The sequence below is a fragment of the Chitinivorax sp. PXF-14 genome (genome assembly GCF_040812015.1).
GTDB lineage: Bacteria > Pseudomonadota > Gammaproteobacteria > Burkholderiales > SCOH01 > JBFNXJ01.
Genome location: NZ_JBFNXJ010000002.1, coordinates 367,612 through 383,481, shown reverse-complemented (window position 1 = coordinate 383,481; position 15,870 = coordinate 367,612). Strand labels below are relative to the sequence as shown.

General features: G+C 64.2%; 14 protein-coding genes. 11 read left to right on the top strand and 3 right to left on the bottom strand.

Features of this window, described 5'->3' with window-relative positions; genetic code table 11:
* The first annotated feature begins 12 nt into the window (after positions 1 to 12).
* The 9 genes from ABWL39_RS04550 (at position 13) to ABWL39_RS04510 (ending at position 7,548) form a co-directional block, all read left to right on the top strand.
* A complete protein-coding gene (locus tag ABWL39_RS04550; RefSeq protein ID WP_367787517.1) occupies positions 13 to 1,335 on the top strand; it encodes a UDP-glucose/GDP-mannose dehydrogenase family protein in 1,323 nt (440 codons plus the stop codon).
* Positions 1,336 to 1,380: 45 nt separating this feature from the next.
* The gene (rfaE1, locus tag ABWL39_RS04545; RefSeq protein WP_367787515.1) at positions 1,381 to 2,325 is read left to right on the top strand and encodes a D-glycero-beta-D-manno-heptose-7-phosphate kinase; all 945 of its coding nucleotides are present in this window, start codon (positions 1,381 to 1,383) and stop codon (positions 2,323 to 2,325) included.
* Between the two features lie 40 nt (positions 2,326 to 2,365).
* Positions 2,366 to 3,361 (top strand): ADP-glyceromanno-heptose 6-epimerase, encoded by a 996-nt coding sequence (gene rfaD / locus ABWL39_RS04540; RefSeq protein WP_367787513.1) that lies wholly within the window; start codon positions 2,366 to 2,368, stop codon positions 3,359 to 3,361.
* Positions 3,362 to 3,371: 10 nt separating this feature from the next.
* Positions 3,372 to 3,833, top strand: coding sequence for a PaaI family thioesterase (locus tag ABWL39_RS04535; RefSeq protein ID WP_367787511.1), 462 nt, complete (start codon positions 3,372 to 3,374; stop codon positions 3,831 to 3,833).
* Between the two features lie 9 nt (positions 3,834 to 3,842).
* Entirely contained in the window at positions 3,843 to 4,274 is a 432-nt protein-coding gene (locus ABWL39_RS04530; RefSeq protein ID WP_367787509.1) for a PaaI family thioesterase, read from the top strand.
* Positions 4,275 to 4,300: 26 nt separating this feature from the next.
* Positions 4,301 to 4,858, top strand: a complete 558-nt coding sequence (locus ABWL39_RS04525; protein ID WP_367787507.1) for a DUF2059 domain-containing protein — start codon at positions 4,301 to 4,303, stop codon at positions 4,856 to 4,858.
* 12 nt (positions 4,859 to 4,870) lie between these two features.
* A complete protein-coding gene (serC, locus tag ABWL39_RS04520; RefSeq protein WP_367787505.1) occupies positions 4,871 to 5,956 on the top strand; it encodes a 3-phosphoserine/phosphohydroxythreonine transaminase in 1,086 nt (361 codons plus the stop codon).
* Positions 5,957 to 6,218: 262 nt separating this feature from the next.
* Positions 6,219 to 7,421 (top strand): MFS transporter, encoded by a 1,203-nt coding sequence (locus tag ABWL39_RS04515; protein ID WP_367787503.1) that lies wholly within the window; start codon positions 6,219 to 6,221, stop codon positions 7,419 to 7,421.
* Between the two features lies 1 nt (position 7,422).
* On the top strand, positions 7,423 to 7,548 hold the full coding sequence (locus ABWL39_RS04510; protein WP_367787501.1) for a hypothetical protein: 126 nt from the start codon (positions 7,423 to 7,425) through the stop codon (positions 7,546 to 7,548).
* Between the two features lie 55 nt (positions 7,549 to 7,603).
* Here ABWL39_RS04510 and cysG read toward each other — a convergent pair whose 3' ends face one another.
* Positions 7,604 to 9,010, bottom strand: a complete 1,407-nt coding sequence (cysG, locus tag ABWL39_RS04505) for a siroheme synthase CysG (RefSeq protein ID WP_367787499.1) — start codon at positions 9,008 to 9,010, stop codon at positions 7,604 to 7,606.
* Positions 9,011 to 9,287: 277 nt separating this feature from the next.
* On the opposite strand from cysG, the gene purL reads away from it, so the two are divergent.
* Positions 9,288 to 13,262 carry a phosphoribosylformylglycinamidine synthase gene (gene purL, locus ABWL39_RS04500; RefSeq protein ID WP_367787497.1) on the top strand — a complete coding sequence of 1,325 codons (3,975 nt, stop codon included), beginning with the start codon at positions 9,288 to 9,290 and terminating at the stop codon, positions 13,260 to 13,262.
* Between the two features lie 63 nt (positions 13,263 to 13,325).
* Here purL and ABWL39_RS04495 read toward each other — a convergent pair whose 3' ends face one another.
* The gene (locus ABWL39_RS04495) at positions 13,326 to 13,529 is read right to left on the bottom strand and encodes a 2-hydroxymuconate tautomerase family protein (RefSeq protein WP_367787495.1); all 204 of its coding nucleotides are present in this window, start codon (positions 13,527 to 13,529) and stop codon (positions 13,326 to 13,328) included.
* A gap of 52 nt (positions 13,530 to 13,581) precedes the next feature.
* Positions 13,582 to 14,751, bottom strand: coding sequence for a YbfB/YjiJ family MFS transporter (locus ABWL39_RS04490; protein ID WP_367787494.1), 1,170 nt, complete (start codon positions 14,749 to 14,751; stop codon positions 13,582 to 13,584).
* Positions 14,752 to 14,857: 106 nt separating this feature from the next.
* Between ABWL39_RS04490 and ABWL39_RS04485 the strand changes: the two genes are divergently transcribed.
* A complete protein-coding gene (locus ABWL39_RS04485) occupies positions 14,858 to 15,766 on the top strand; it encodes a LysR substrate-binding domain-containing protein (protein ID WP_367787492.1) in 909 nt (302 codons plus the stop codon).
* Positions 15,767 to 15,870: the final 104 nt, after the last annotated feature.

The window sequence follows — 15,870 nt, the reverse complement described above, 5'->3', positions numbered from 1 at the left end:
AAGGATTAGAGCGTGAAAATCAGCATTATCGGCACCGGCTATGTGGGCCTGGTCACCGGCACCTGTCTCGCGGAGATGGGGAACACCGTGCTTTGCCTCGATCTCGACCCGCGCAAGATCGAGATATTGAAGTCCGGCGGCATCCCGATCTACGAGCCGGGCCTCGAAGACATGGTCAAGCGCAATGTCGCCGCTGGCCGCCTGTCGTTCACCACCAGTATCGAAGAGAGTGTGGCGCACGGCACCTTGCAGTTCATCGCCGTGGGCACGCCGCCGGATGAAGACGGCTCGGCCGACCTGCAGTATGTGGTTGCCGCCGCACGTAATATCGGCCGCTACATGACGGATTACAAGGTCGTGGTGGACAAGTCCACGGTGCCGGTCGGTACCGCCGACAAGGTGCGCGAAGCGATTGCCGACGAGCTCGCCAAGCGTGACGCTGCACTCGAATACAGCGTGGTGTCGAACCCAGAGTTCCTCAAGGAAGGCGCTGCCGTCGATGATTTCATGCGCCCCGACCGGGTCGTCATCGGCGCCGACGACGAGCGCGCGCTGACGCTGATGCGCGCGCTGTACAAGCCATTCCAGCGTAATCACGAGCGCATCATCACCATGGATGTGCGTTCGGCCGAGCTGACCAAGTACGCTGCCAACGCCATGCTGGCGACGCGCATTTCGTTCATGAACGAGTTGGCCAACCTGGCCGAGCTGCTGGGGGCCGATATCGAGCAGGTGCGGCAGGGTATCGGTTCCGATCCGCGCATCGGTTATCACTTTCTTTATCCCGGCGTCGGCTACGGCGGCTCCTGCTTCCCCAAGGACGTGCAGGCCTTGCAGCGCACGGCCCATGCCCACGGCGGCGAGCTGCACGTGCTCAACGCGGTCGAACGCGTCAACGACGAACAGAAGCTGCGCCTGTTGCAGAAGGTCGGCGGCCACTTCGGCGGCGATCTCAAGGGGCGGCACTTCGCCCTGTGGGGATTGGCGTTCAAGCCCAATACCGACGACATGCGCGAGGCGCCAAGCCTGGTGATCATCCGCGGCCTGCTCGAACGCGGCGCCACGGTCACGGCCTACGATCCGATCGCAACCCACGAGACGCAGCGCATTCTCGGCGAGCTACCGGGGCTCGACTATGCCAAGTCGCCCATGGGCGCGCTGGATGAGGCCGACGCCTTGTTGATCGTGACCGAGTGGAAGGAATTCCGCAGCCCGGACTTCGGCGACATCAAGGCCAAGCTGAAGACACCGCTGATCGTCGATGGCCGCAATATGTACGATCCGCAGATCGTGCGCGGTTTCGGCCTCGAATACGACGCCATCGGGCGTCTCTGATTGACTGACCACGCCACGTGCAAGCGTGAACAGCAGGAGTAGCGAATGGATCGAGCCCACATCGATCAACTGAAATCGGCGGTTGGCGCAGCAAGAATCCTCGTCGTCGGCGACGTGATGCTGGACCGCTACTGGTTTGGCGACGTCAACCGCATTTCGCCGGAGGCCCCGGTGCCGGTGGCGTTGGTGAACCGTGCCGAGGAACGTGCCGGCGGCGCCGCCAACGTGGCGCGCAATGCGGCATCGCTGGGTGCTCAGGTGACGCTGCTGTCGGTCGTCGGCGATGACGAGGCCGGTGCGGCGCTCGACAGGCTGATGCAGTCGTCAGGCGTGAAATCGTCGCTGCTGCGCGACCCGAGCATCTCCACCATCATCAAGCTGCGCGTGATTGCGCGGCAGCAGCAGCTGATCCGCATCGACTTCGAATCCCAGCCGAGCCACGAGGTGCTGGCCGCCAAGCTGGAGGATTTCGAGGCGGCGTTGCCCGAGCACGATGTCGTGATCCTGTCGGATTACGGCAAGGGCGGGCTGACCCACGTCGAAACCATGATCCGCCTGGCCCGCGCGGCCGGCAAGCAGGTGCTGGTCGACCCCAAGGGGGACGACTATTCGCGCTATGTCGGCGCCACCTTGCTGACGCCGAATCGCAGCGAATTCAAGCAGGTCGCCGGCAGCTGGAAGAACGAGGAAGAGCTGGGGCAGAAGGCCCAGGCCTTGCGTCAGTCGCTGGGCCTGACCGCACTGCTGGTCACGCGCAGCGAGGAGGGCATGAGCCTCTACCGCGACGGTGCGATGCTGCATGAGCCGACCCAGGCGCGCGAGGTATTCGATGTCTCTGGGGCGGGCGACACCGTGATCGCGACGCTGGGCGTCATGCTCGGCGCGGGGCTCGACATGGCAGACGCGGTGCGTTGGTCGAACCGGGCGGCTGGCATCGTCGTCGGCAAGCTCGGCACGGCCATCGTGCAGCAGGAAGAATTGTTCGCTTGAATGCAAGGCTGGCCAGGTGCCGGCCGACAGGAGTAATGCTATGACTATCATCGTCACCGGCGCGGCCGGTTTCATCGGTTCCAATATCGTCAAGGCGCTCAACGAGCGCGGCCAGACCGACATCATCGCGGTCGACAACATGAAGAAGGCCGACAAGTTCAAGAACCTGGTCGACTACGAGATTGCCGACTATATGGACAAGGAAGACTTCATCGAGCTCTTCCTCGACGGCGCCTTCGACGGCGAGGTCGAGGCCATCCTGCATCAGGGTGCGTGCTCCGACACGATGGAGACCGACGGCCGCTACATGATGGAGAACAACTACCGCTACACGCTCGATCTGTTCGACTACTGCCAGGCCGAGGAGATTCCTTTCCTCTACGCATCGAGCGCGGCCGTCTATGGCGGTGGCAGGGTGTTCAAGGAGTCGCGCGAACACGAGGGGCCGCTCAATGTTTACGGCTACTCCAAGTTCCTGTTCGACCAGATCGTGCGCCGCCGCTGGGAAGGCCGCACCAGCCAGGTCGTCGGCTTCCGCTACTTCAACGTCTACGGCCCGCGTGAGAACCACAAGGGGCGCATGGCCTCGGTCGCCTTCCATCATTTCAACCAGTACCGCGAGACCGGCAAGGTCAAGCTGTTCGAAGGCTGCGATGGCTACGCCAACGGCGAGCAGCGCCGCGATTTCGTGTCGGTCGAGGACGTAGTCAAGGTCAACCTGTACTTCCTCGACAACCCGGACCAGAGCGGCATCTTCAACCTGGGCTCGGGCAACGCGCAGAGCTTCAACGACGTGGCCGTGGCCAGCGTCAATGCCTGCCGCGAGGCCGAGGGCAAGCCGGCGCTGACGCTGGCGCAGCTGGTGGAGCAGGGTATCCTCGAGTACATCGACTTCCCCGAGGCGCTCAAGGGCAAGTACCAGAGCTTCACCCAGGCCGACATCTCGGCGCTGCGCGGTGCGGGCTACGATGCGCCGTTCTACGACGTGGGGCAGGGTGTGTCGCGCTACGTGCAGTGGCTGCTCAACAAGGCCTGAGGAGGCGCATATGTCCACACTGCCCTTGCCTGTCGCCAACCAGGAGCTGTTCGACTCGGTGGCCAAGTGGTTCACCGAGATCCCGCACTCCACGACCATCGGCCTGCAATATGTTCAGGGCGAGCGAGGCCGCGCGACGATGAAGATCGACTACCGCGCCGAGCTGGTCGGCAACCCCAAGACCGGCGTGATCCATGGCGGGGTCATCACCTCGCTGATCGACACTACCAGCGGCCTGTCGGTGTTTTCCCGGCTGAGCGAGGCCGAGGCCATCGCCACCCTCGACCTGCGCATCGACTACCTGAAGAGCGCGATCCCTGGTGAGCCGATCTATTGCACCGCGGAGTGCTATCGCCTCGGCTCGAACATCGCGTTCACCCGCGCCACCGCATACCAGGAAAGCTCGGAGCAGCCGATTGCCTACAGCGTCGGCACGTTCATGCGCGATTCGAGCAAGGCCACCATCAGCTAGGAGACCCAGATGGATTTGATCGACAAGCTGATTGCCGCCAAGAGCAGCGGCGACTATAGCGGCATCATCGACGAATTGCCCTACGCCAAGCTGCTTGGCGTCGAGATGCGCGAAGAAAACGACGACATGCAGTTCGTGCTGCGCTTCCAGGACAAGAATATCGGCAATACCCTGCTGCCGGCGCTGCATGGCGGTGCCATCGGCGGTTTTCTGGAAACCGCCGCGCTGTTGCACCTGATGTGGGCGCGAGAGTCGCGCGAGGTGCCCAAGACCATCGACTTTTCGCTCGATTACCTGCGCTCGGGCAAGGCGCAGGACCTCTATGCGCGTTGCGACATCACCAAGCAGGGCAAGCGCGTCGCGAACGTGCTGATGACCGCCTGGCAGGACGACCGGAGCAAACCCGTGGCCGTCGCCCGCGCGCATTTCCTGCTGGTCTGACCGATATCCAAAAAAAGGGGAACACAATGACGTTTCGCAACATGTTGTCGGCCGTTCTGCTCGGTATTTGCCTGCTGCCTTCCGCGTGGGCCGACGAGGCCATGACGCCGGACAAGCGCAAGGCGGTGGACGAGGTGCTGGCGACGATGGACATCAAGCGCCTGTCCAGCCAGTTGAAGGAAGTGGTGTTGGGCCGCTGGGTGATGCAGGTGTCGCGCAATGCACCGCAGGCGATCAGCGCTGACAAGAGCCTGACCGATGCGCAGAAAAAGAAGCTGATGGACAACGGCGACAAGGTGATCAAGATCCTTGCCGATGACTTCAAGAAGAATCTCGACAAGATCGACACCGCCAAGATCATGCAGGAAGCGATGGCCAGCGCCTACGGCAAGAGCCTGAACGAGAAGGAGCTGCACGAGCTGGCCGCCTTCAACAGCACGCCTACCGGCAAGAAGGTGCTGCAGGCACAGGCCCAGATCGGGGCGGACACCATGCAGGCCGCCATGCAGTCTGTCAGCGAACAGCTCAAGGGCGGGCATTCGGTCCCGTTGACCGAAGTCGTGAAGCGAATTGATGCCAAGTAAGCGGAGATCGATGTGACGCAAGTATTCAACTTCTCGGCGGGCCCCGCCGTCTTGCCCAAGGAAGTATTGCAACAGGCCCAGGCCGAGCTGCTCGACTGGCATGGCTCCGGCATGTCGGTGATGGAGATGAGCCATCGTGGCCCGGAATTCAGCCAGATCATCGCCGAGTGCGAAGCGGACCTGCGCGAGCTGATGGCGATTCCGTCGAACTACAAGGTGCTGCTGCTGCAGGGCGGCGCCACCAGCCAGTTCGCCATGGTGCCGATGAACCTGATCGGCCGCACCGGTCGTGCCGACTACATCAACACCGGCCACTGGGCCAAGGGCGCGATCAAGGAAGCGAAACGCTACGGCGAGATCAACATCGCCGCGAGCGCGGAAGACCGCAATTTCACCTACATCCCGCCGGTGGCGGAATGGCAGCTGAGCCGCGACGCCTCCTACGTGCACTACACGCCCAACGAGACCATCGGTGGCGTCGAATACCAGTTCACTCCCGAGGTCGGCGATGTGCCGCTGGTGGCGGACATGTCGTCGAACATCCTGTCCCGCCCGGTCGATGTGTCGAAGTTCGGCCTGATTTACGGCGGCGCGCAGAAGAATATCGGCCCGTCCGGCCTGGTGGTGGTGATCGTGCGGGAAGACCTGATCGGCCATGCGCTGCCGTTCACGCCGACTATGTTCGACTACCGGACCCACGCCGATGCCGGCTCGATGTACAACACGCCGGCCACCTTTGCGGTCTACGTCGCCGGGCTGATCTTCAAGTGGCTCAAGGCCCGTGGCGGCGTTGCGGCAATGGAGCAGGTCAATATCGCCAAGGCCAAGCTGGTGTACGACGCCATCGAGCAGAGCGGCGGCTTCTACCACAGCCCGGTTGCCGCCGATTGCCGCTCGCGCATGAACATCCCGTTCACCTTGCGTGACGACACGCTCAACGGCAGCTTCCTCAAGGAGGCCGAAGCGCGCCACCTGCTGCAGCTCAAGGGGCACAAGTCGGTGGGCGGCATGCGCGCCTCGATCTACAACGCCATGCCGATCGAAGGCGTGCAGACGCTGGTGGATTTCATGGCAGATTTCGCCCGCCGCCACGGCTGAGCCGCCTCGCGCAGTACCTGAAAGGCCGTCCCTCGGGATGGCCTTTTTACTGCCCGGCTGAAAGCCATGCTGGATGGCGCTCGCAGCCTGCCTGCAGGCCGCGCCAGGATTGAGCTGCAGGCTTGTCGATACTACCGGCGCCAGCGCACGGCAAGGCGACCGCAATGTGGCCAGTTCGGTCCCGAAATTGACCCTGACTGTCACTACTCGGCTCAGGCCGCGCGGCGTAAGCTGCGAACATCTCCACGCCTTGCCTTGCCTGATGAATGCTCCGTCCTTAAGCCGTATCCTGCTGTGTGGTGGCCTGATCGTCTCCCTGTCGATGGGGGTGCGCCACGGCTTCGGATTCTTCCTGCCGCCGATGACTGCCGAGTTCGGCTGGACACGGGAAACCTTTGCCTTCGCGCTCGGCTTGCAAAACCTGGTGTGGGGTGCTGCCCAGCCGTTCACCGGCGCCCTTGCGGATCGTTTTGGCGCCGTCCGCGTGCTCATCGTCGGCGCGTTGCTGTACGCGGCCGGGCTCGTGCTGATGACCGTATCGTCGACTGGCCCGACGTTCAGCCTGTCGGCCGGCGTGCTGCTCGGGCTGGCATTGTCCTGCACCACCTATAGCGTCATCTACGGCGTGATCGGGCGCCAATGCCCGGCAGAGAAGCGCTCCCAGTCCATGGGGATTTCTGCCGCAGCGGGGTCGTTTGGCCAGTTCCTCATGGTGCCCACCGAGCGCTGGCTGATCGACAGCCAGGGCTGGATGTCCGCGCTGTTCATCCTGGCGGCGATGGCCGTGCTGATCGCGCCGCTCGCCATCGGCTTGCGCGAGCCGGCGCATGCCACGGCGCACGTTGGCCACAAGCAGTCGCTGAGCGAAGCGCTGCGCGAGGCGTTTTCCTACCCGAGTTTCCAGCTGCTGATGGCCGGCTATTTCGTCTGTGGCTTCCAGGTAGTGTTCATCGGCGTGCATCTGCCGGCCTTCCTCAAGGACAAGGGGCTGCCGGGCGAAGTCGCCAGCATCGCGCTGGCGCTGATCGGCCTGTTCAACGTGTTCGGCACCTATCTGGCCGGGCAGTGGGGGGCCAGGCTGCCGAAGCGCCGCCTGCTCTCGGCGATCTACCTGATACGCGCTGCGGCGATCGTGGTCTTCCTCAGCGTGCCGCTGACGCCGGCAAGTGTCTACGTGTTCGCGGCGGTGATGGGTTTCCTGTGGCTATCGACCGTGCCGCTGACCAACGGCCTGATTGCCCACATCTTCGGGCCGGCGTTTCTTGGCATGCTGTCCGGCTTCGTGTTCTTCTCGCATCAGGTCGGCAGCTTCCTGGGGGTCTGGCTCGGCGGCTTCATCTACGACCGTGCCGGCAACTATGACCTCGTCTGGTATCTCTCCATCGGGCTCGGGGTGATGGCGGCGATCGTCAACTGGCCGATCCGCGAACAGCCGATTGTGCGGGTAGCGCCCGCCGGGGCTTGAGATGAAGCGCTGGCGGCAACGATTGGCCATGCTGGTGGCTGTGCTGCTGGCACTGGCTGTCTTTGCCGCCTACCTGCGCCCGGCGATGGTGGTCGGTATGGCGAATTTCATCGCGACGTGCTTCTAGTGGCGGCCTGTCTTGTCCATGTAAAAACAAATCGCCCCGTGAAGGGGCGATTTGTTTAGTGTGCCTGTGAGCCAGGCCGGAACCAGTCGAGCTTGTCGTGAAGCTTGACCACCTCGCCGATCACGATCAGCGCCGGGGCCTTGATGCCTTGCTGCAGGGCGAGTTCGGGCAGGGTGGTCAGGTCGCCGACGACGACGCGCTGGCGCGCGGTCGTGGCGCGTTCGACCATGGCCGCGGGCGTGCTCGGGGCGCGGCCATGCGCGATCATTTGCTGGCAGATATCGGGTAGTTGCGCGACGCCCATGTAGACGACCACGGTCTGCTCCGGGCGCGCCAGTGCGGGCCAGTCCAGGTCGACCACGCCAGCCTCGTCGCGGCGGTGGCCGGTCACGAAGGTACAGCACTGTGCGTAGTCGCGGTGGGTGAGCGGGATGCCGGCGTAGCTCGATGCGCCCTGCGCCGAGGTGATGCCGGGCACGACTTCGAACGGGATGCCGTATTCGACCAGCGTTTCGATCTCCTCGCCGCCGCGGCCGAAGATGAACGGGTCGCCGCCCTTCAGGCGCAGCACGCGCTTGCCTTGCTGTGCGTAGTACACCAGCAGCCGGTTGATGTCGTCCTGCGGCAGCGCATGATTGTTGCTTTGCTTGCCGACGTAGACGCGCTCGGCATCGCGGCGGGTCAGGTCGACGATTTCCGGCGCCACCAGGGCGTCGTACAGCACGACGTCGGCCTGCTGCATCAGGCGCAAAGCGCGGAAGGTCAGCAGGTCGGGGTTGCCGGGGCCGCCACCGACGAGGTAGACCGCGCCCTGGTTGAGCTTGTCCTCTTCCGCATCCTGCAGCGCCTTTTCCATCAGCGCGCGGCCGGCAGCCAGGTTGCCGCTGAATACCTTCTCCGCCACATCGCCCTGCAGCACGTGCTCCCAGAATACCCGCCGCGCGGTGATGGTGGCGAAGCGCTGCTTGACCTTGTCGCGGAAGTCCGTTGCCAGGCGCGCGAGTTCGCCATAGGTGGCCGGGATCATGGTTTCGAGCCGCGCGCGGATCAGCCGCGCCAGCACCGGCACGCCACCGCCCGTCGAGACGGCGATCACCACGGGCGAGCGGTCGATGATGGCCGGCATGATGAAGCTGCACAGCGCGGGCTGGTCGACCACGTTGACCGGCAGGCGGCGCTCGCTGGCCGCGCGGGCCACGGCCTCGTTGACCTGACTGTCGTCGGTGGCGGCAATGACGAGCGTCATGTCATCGAGCTGCCGGGGTTGGAAGCGGCCGTCGAGGTGTTTCATTTCCCCGCTGGCGACGAGGCCGCATAGCTCGTCGCACAGCGCTGGTGCGACCACGGTGATGTCGGCGCCGGCTTTTTGCAGCAGCCCGGCCTTGCGCGCGGCAACTTCGCCGCCGCCGACGACCAGACAGGGCTGGCCTTTGATGTTCATGAATATCGGGAAGTAATCCATTTCTGCTTCCTCTAGCAAAGTCCTTGCCAGTGTAGCAGCGGCGGCCATGGCCGAATAGCCGCCAAATGGCCTAGGCGCGGCCTCGGCGGGGCAGCCCCCTGGTTGGCCGTGGGGACACGATAACCATGCCGCGCACATGGTGTCGCCTATATTGAGGTATGCAAACACCTGTGTGGAAACGCGAATCCGCGCGGCCTGCGGCGGGGCGGCCTCGAAAAAAAGTGCCGCTTCGTTTATCATGTCGAGTCATTTTTCGACCCTGTCTTTCGAGAATCGCATGTCTGACATCATCAAGCTGCGCGGCGGCTCCGCGCTGTCTTCTTTCCGGCTCAACAAATTGCGTCAAGGCCTGGCCGATGCCGGCGTCAATGTTGAACACCTGTATGCCGAATTCTGGCATTTCGCCGAGCTGGATGGCGCGCTCAGCGACGCCGATGTCGCCGTGCTGCAGCAACTGCTCGAATACGGCCACCCGGCCGACGACGCCGCCACCATCGGCGAGATGATGCTGGTGACCCCGCGCCTCGGCACGATTTCGCCGTGGGCCTCGAAAGCCACTGACATCGTGCACAACGCCGGCCTCGCCAAGGTACATCGCGTCGAACGCGGCGTGGCCATCTACGTGAAGAAAGCCGGCGGCAAGCTGACGGATGCCGACAAGCGCGCCCTGTTGCCGATGATTCACGACCGCATGACCGACATGGTGTTCGAGTCGATCGACGATGGCGACAAGCTGTTCCGTCATGTCGACAGCAAACCGCTGGAGAGCGTCGATGTCCTGAGCGGCGGCAAGGCTGCGCTCGAGGCCGCCAACAAGAACTGGGGCCTGGCGCTGAGCCCGGACGAGATCGACTATCTCGTCGAGAATTTCCAGAAGATCAAGCGCAATCCGAGCGATGTCGAGCTGATGATGTTCGCGCAGGCGAACTCCGAGCACTGCCGCCACAAGATTTTCAATGCCGACTTCATCATCGATGGCGAAAAGCAGCCGCTGTCGCTGTTCGGCATGATCCGTGAAACGCACAAGGCACACCCCGAAGGCACCCTGATCGCCTATTCGGACAATTCCTCGGTGATCGAGGGCGCCAGCATCAGACGCCTGGCGCCGGCTGCCGACTCCAAGCAATGGCAATGGCAGGAACAGCCGACCCATATCCTGATGAAGGTCGAGACGCACAACCACCCGACGGCGATTTCGCCGTTCCCCGGTGCTGCGACCGGCGCCGGCGGCGAGATTCGGGACGAAGGCGCGACTGGCCGCGGCTCCAAGCCCAAGGCGGGCCTGACCGGCTTCACGGTATCCAACCTCAACATCCCCGGCTTCGAACAGCCGTGGGAAGCCTATGAAGGCAAGGACGGCGCGGATGGCCAGTATGGCCGCCCAGAGCGCATCGCCAGCCCGCTGTCGATCATGATCGAAGGCCCGATCGGCGGTGCCGCGTTCAACAACGAATTCGGCCGTCCCAACCTGAACGGCTATTTCCGCACCTACGAAGAGCTGATCGCCGGCGAGATGCGTGGCTATCACAAGCCCATCATGATCGCGGGCGGCCTCGGCAACATCGATGGCCAACACCTTGGCAAGCATGAACTGCCCGACGGCGCGCTGATCATCCAGCTCGGCGGTCCCGGCCTGCTGATCGGCCTGGGCGGCGGTGCCGCCTCGTCGATGGATACCGGCGCCAATGCCGCCAACCTCGACTTCGACTCGGTACAGCGCGGCAATCCGGAAATCCAGCGCCGTGCGCAGGAAGTGATCGACCGCTGCTGGCAGCTGGGCGACAAGAATCCCATCCTGTCGATCCATGACGTCGGCGCGGGCGGCTTGTCGAATGCCCTGCCCGAGCTCGTCGATGGTTCCGACCGCGGCGCCAGGGTTGACCTGCGTGGCATCCCGGTGGAAGAGAAGGGCATGTCGCCGAAGGAAGTCTGGTGTAATGAATCGCAGGAACGCTACATGCTGGCGATCCGCGAGGCCGATCTCGAGCTGTTCCGCTCGCTGTGCGAACGCGAGCGTTGCCCGTTCGCGGTGGTTGGCCGCGCCACGGCAGAGCGCCGCCTGACGGTGTCGGACGCCAAGGATGGCTCGAACCCGGTCGACATGGACATGCAGGTGCTGCTCGGCAAGCCGCCGCGGATGACGCGCGACGTTGCACGCAAGGCACTCGATCTGCCGCGTTTCGATTCCTCGACCTTGAGCCTGCAGGAAGCCGCTTACCGCGTACTGCGCCTGCCGGCCGTGGCCGACAAGAGCTTCCTGATCACCATCGGCGACCGCTCGGTCGGCGGCATGACCGCGCGCGACCAGATGGTCGGCCCGTGGCAGACCCCGGTGGCCGATGTGGCCGTCACCACCATGGGTTTCGATACCTACCGTGGCGAAGCCATGGCGATGGGCGAGCGCACGCCGCTGGCGCTGATCTCGGGGCCGGCTGCCGGCCGCATGTCGATCGGCGAAGCCATTACCAACGTTGCTGCGGCCAATATCGGCAAGATCGGCGACATCAAGCTGTCCGCCAACTGGATGGCTGCTGCTGGCCACCCGGGCGAGGATGCGAACCTGTACGACACGGTGGAAGCCGTGATGGACATGGCCAAGGATCTGGGCGTCTCCATCCCGGTCGGCAAGGATTCGCTGTCGATGAAGACGGTGTGGGAAGAGGGCGGCAAGCAGAAGTCCGTCACCGCGCCGCTGAGCCTGATCGTGTCGGCTTTCGCGCCGGTACAGGATGTGCGCCGCACGCTGACGCCGGTGCTGCGTACCGACAAGGGCGACACCGACCTGATCCTGATCGACCTCGGCGCCGGCAAGTGCCGTCTCGGTGGCTCGGCGCTGGCGCAGGTATACAAGCAGATCGGCAACTTCAACCCGGATGTGGTCAACGCACAACGGCTGATCGCCTTCTTCGATACGATCCAGCAACTGAACCGCGACGGCAAGCTGCTTGCCTACCACGACCGCTCTGATGGCGGCCTGTTCGCCACGCTGGCGGAGATGATGTTCGCGAGCCATGTCGGCCTCAGCATCGAGGTTGACGAGCTGTGCTTCGAGCGCCGCCGCAGCGAGCGCGAATACCGCGAGCTGACGCCGGAAGACGTGCTGCGGGCCGAGAATGGCCGCATCATGGGCGTGCTGTTCAACGAAGAGCTCGGCGCGGTGATCCAGTGCCGCCGCAGCGACACCTCGGCGGTGATGGCCGCGTTCTTCAACACCGGCATCCGCAGCGAGCTGTATGTGATCGGCACGCTGTCGTCCGACGACAAGCTCAAGATCAAGCGCAACAACAAGACCGTGTTCCACGAGCCGCGCACCTCGTTGCAGCGCGCCTGGTCCGAGACCAGCTACCGCATGCAGTCGCTGCGCGACAACCCGGCCTGCGCGGATAGCGAATACGACCGCCTGCTGGAAAAGAACGACCGTGGCCTGTTTGCCGAGCTGAGCTACAACCCGGGTGAGGACATCGCCGCGCCGTTCATCGCCAAGGGCGCGAAGCCGCGCATCGCCGTGCTGCGCGAACAGGGCGTCAACAGCCAGGCCGAAATGGCGGCGGCCTTCACCAAGGCCGGTTTCGACGCGTTCGACGTGCATATGAGCGACATCATCGCCGGCCGCGTCTCACTCGACGATTTCAAAGGCTTCGCCGCCTGCGGCGGCTTCTCCTACGGCGACGTGCTCGGCGCGGGCGAGGGCTGGGCCAAGAGCATCCTCTTCAACAGCCGTGCGCGCGATCAGTTCGAGGCCTTCTTCAAGCGCGCCGACACCTTCGCGCTGGGGGTGTGCAATGGCTGCCAGATGATGAGCAACCTCAAGGACATCATCCCTGGCGCCGACTACTGGCCGCACTTCGGACGCAACCTGTCGGAGCAGTTCGAGGCGCGTTTCGTGATGGTCGAAGTACAGCAGAGCCCGTCCCTGTTCCTCGATGGCATGGCAGGCTCCAGGCTGCCTATCGTCGTCTCCCACGGCGAGGGTCTGGCCGAATTCGGCAGCCAGAGCGCCTTGAAGAATGTCAGCGTCGCGTTGCGCTTCATCGATCACAAGGGCAAGCCGACCGAAACTTACCCGCTGAACCCGAACGGCTCGCCCAAAGGCATTACCGGCGTGACGACGCCGGACGGCCGTTTCACGATCATGATGCCGCACCCCGAGCGCGCCCACCGCACGGTACAGTGCTCGTGGCACCCGGACGACTGGCAGGAAGATTCGGGCTGGATGCGCATGTTCCGCAACGCGCGCAAATGGCTGGGTTAAGCCAGGCCCATCAGCAAAACAGCCCGCGCAAGCGGGCTGTTTTGTTTTCTGCTGCGACAGGTGCTACTTGCCGGCCTTGCGTCGCACGGTGATGCTCTCGCCGCCGACTCCCCAGTTATCGGTATCGACTTCGTCAATGACCACCACGGTCGTCGCCGGGTTCTTGTTCAGCACATCCACCAGCAATTGGGTCACCCCCTGGATCAGCGCGGCTTTCTGCTCGCTCGTTGCGCCTTCCTTGGTGATCTTGATGTTGACGTAGGGCATGCGGATTCCTTTCGGTTGATGGTTGAGATGCCGGGCCCGACCTGGCAAGCCGTCACGGCTTGCCGGCCTGCGGCTGGGCCGCGAGTTGAGATTCCAGCGCGGAGACGATCAGCAAGGCGGCGCCCACGACGAGGCTGGCCGTCGCGATTTCCAGCGCGAGCGTCATGCCGTCGCTGTGCTTGGACAGCGCGGCGGTCAGCAGCGGGCCGATGATCTGTGCCACGCCGTAGGCCGAAGTCATCAGGCCGACGGTGCGGCTGCCGCCATGGGGATCGTGGCGACGGGCCAGCGCCATGGCCATGGTGACGATGCCGAGGAAGGTGCTGCCCAGCAGCAGCGCACCCGATGCCGCGCCCAGCATGCCCGGCAGCCAGATCGGCGCCATGACGCCAATCGCCTGTAGGCCGTAGGCCCAGAGCAACGCCGGCAATTCGCCTATGCGGTGGGCAAGCCAGCTCCAGAACAGGCTCGACGGCGTGGCCGCGAGCCCGACGATGATCCAGCTCATCGGCGCAAAGCTTGCGAGCCCCGGTGTGTCGCGGACAATGGCGGGCAGAAAGGTTGCGCTGACGATGTAGCCAAGGCCCGCGCAGCCGTAGCCGCCCACCACCCAGAACAGGCGGCCGCTTGGCTTGCCGGCGCCACCCGCCACGGCCGTGACGCTGCATTCGCGAATCCGCCATGCGGGCACGACAGCGGCGATGCAGATGGCGCCAGCCAGCAGCCAGCCCCATTGCCAGCGCCAGCCCAGCGCGTCGATACCCTGCACGAGCAGGCCCGACACGCTCATGCCGAGCCCCACGCCGGCATACAGCAAGCCGCCCAGGGCGCCGCGTTCTTCCTTGGCGAGGCGCGAGAACACCAGATTCGAGGCGTAGACGAAGACGATACCGTTGCTGACGCCGCTGACAAACCGTATCAGCGCCCATAGCGACGGCGCGTGTATCACGCCCATCGCCAGCGTGGTGGCAATGCTGACGACGATGCCGCCCTGCAGCCAGCGCACCCGGTTGCCGCGATGCCAGACGGTGAACAGCGCACCGAGCAGATAGCCTACGTAGTTGGCCGAGGCGAGCCAGCCGGCCTGGGCGATGCTCAGGCCATCTTCGCGCATTAGCGGCAACAGCGGCGTGTAGGCAAAGCGGCCGATGCCGTGCACGATCAGTACGGCGGCAATGCCGCCAAGCAGAGTGGCGACGAGGGAGGGCGCTGGCCTGTTCATGGGCAACTCCGGCATTGAATTCGATGGTGGTGAGCGTAGCTGGGTATAAATATCATGTAAAATGATTAATTGTGATTGGTTTGATCACTCATGGTGATAGTGAGATATGGACATCACAGCACTGAAGATCTTCAAGGCGGTCGCCGAGGCCGGCGGCGTGACGCGCGCGGCGGAACGGCTGCACTATGTGCAGTCGAACGTCACCGCGCGCCTCAAGCAGCTCGAGCAGGATGTCGGGACGCCGCTGTTCCATCGGCAGAACCGCAAGATGATCATCACCCCAGCGGGGGAGATCCTGCTCGGTTACGCCGAGCGTATCATCCGCCTGGCCGAGGAGGCGCGCCTGGCGGTCAGCGATACGGCCGCGCCACGCGGGGCGCTGACCATCGGCACCATGGAGACAACCGCCGCGAGCCGCCTGCCGTCCATCCTGCCGCGCTACCACGAGCGCTATCCCGAGGTGGAGCTGAACCTGCAGACGGGCACCACTCGCGAACTCGTCGAGGCCGTGCTCGAACTGAAGTTGCCGGCCGCGCTGGTGGCTGCGCCGCTGTCGCATCCCGATATCGAGCAGGACATCGTGTTCGAAGAAGAGCTGGTGCTGATCACCGAGCGCCGGCGTGCCACGCTCTGCATCCCGCGTGACCTGGCCAACCAGACGCTGCTGGTGTTCCGCCAGGGGTGCATGTACCGCAGCTATCTCGAGCGCTGGCTCGCCAGCATGGGAGTGGTGGTGCGGCGCATCATGGATTTTGGTGCGTTTGACGCCATTGTCGGGTGCGTGGCGGGCGGCATGGGGATGTCGCTGATGCCGCGTTCGATCGTCGAGCATCATCGGCAACGCGACATGATCGATATCGTCACGCTCCCGCCCGAGTATGCGCTGGCGCCAACCCTGCTGATCCGCCGCCGCGACGTGGTCCAGACGAGCGCGCTGCGTGCCTGGCGCCAAATGTTGCTGGATGGCGACGAGCCGGCACTCAGTGCCACCAGCGAGCTGTCGCGGGTGCCATAGCACGGCTATCGCGGGGGAAGCCGGCCCTGCTTGATTCCGATCAAGCGCGTGCTCTTTAGTGTGTACCCTCTAAAAATTTTCCCTAGACTTCGTAGCGAAATAAG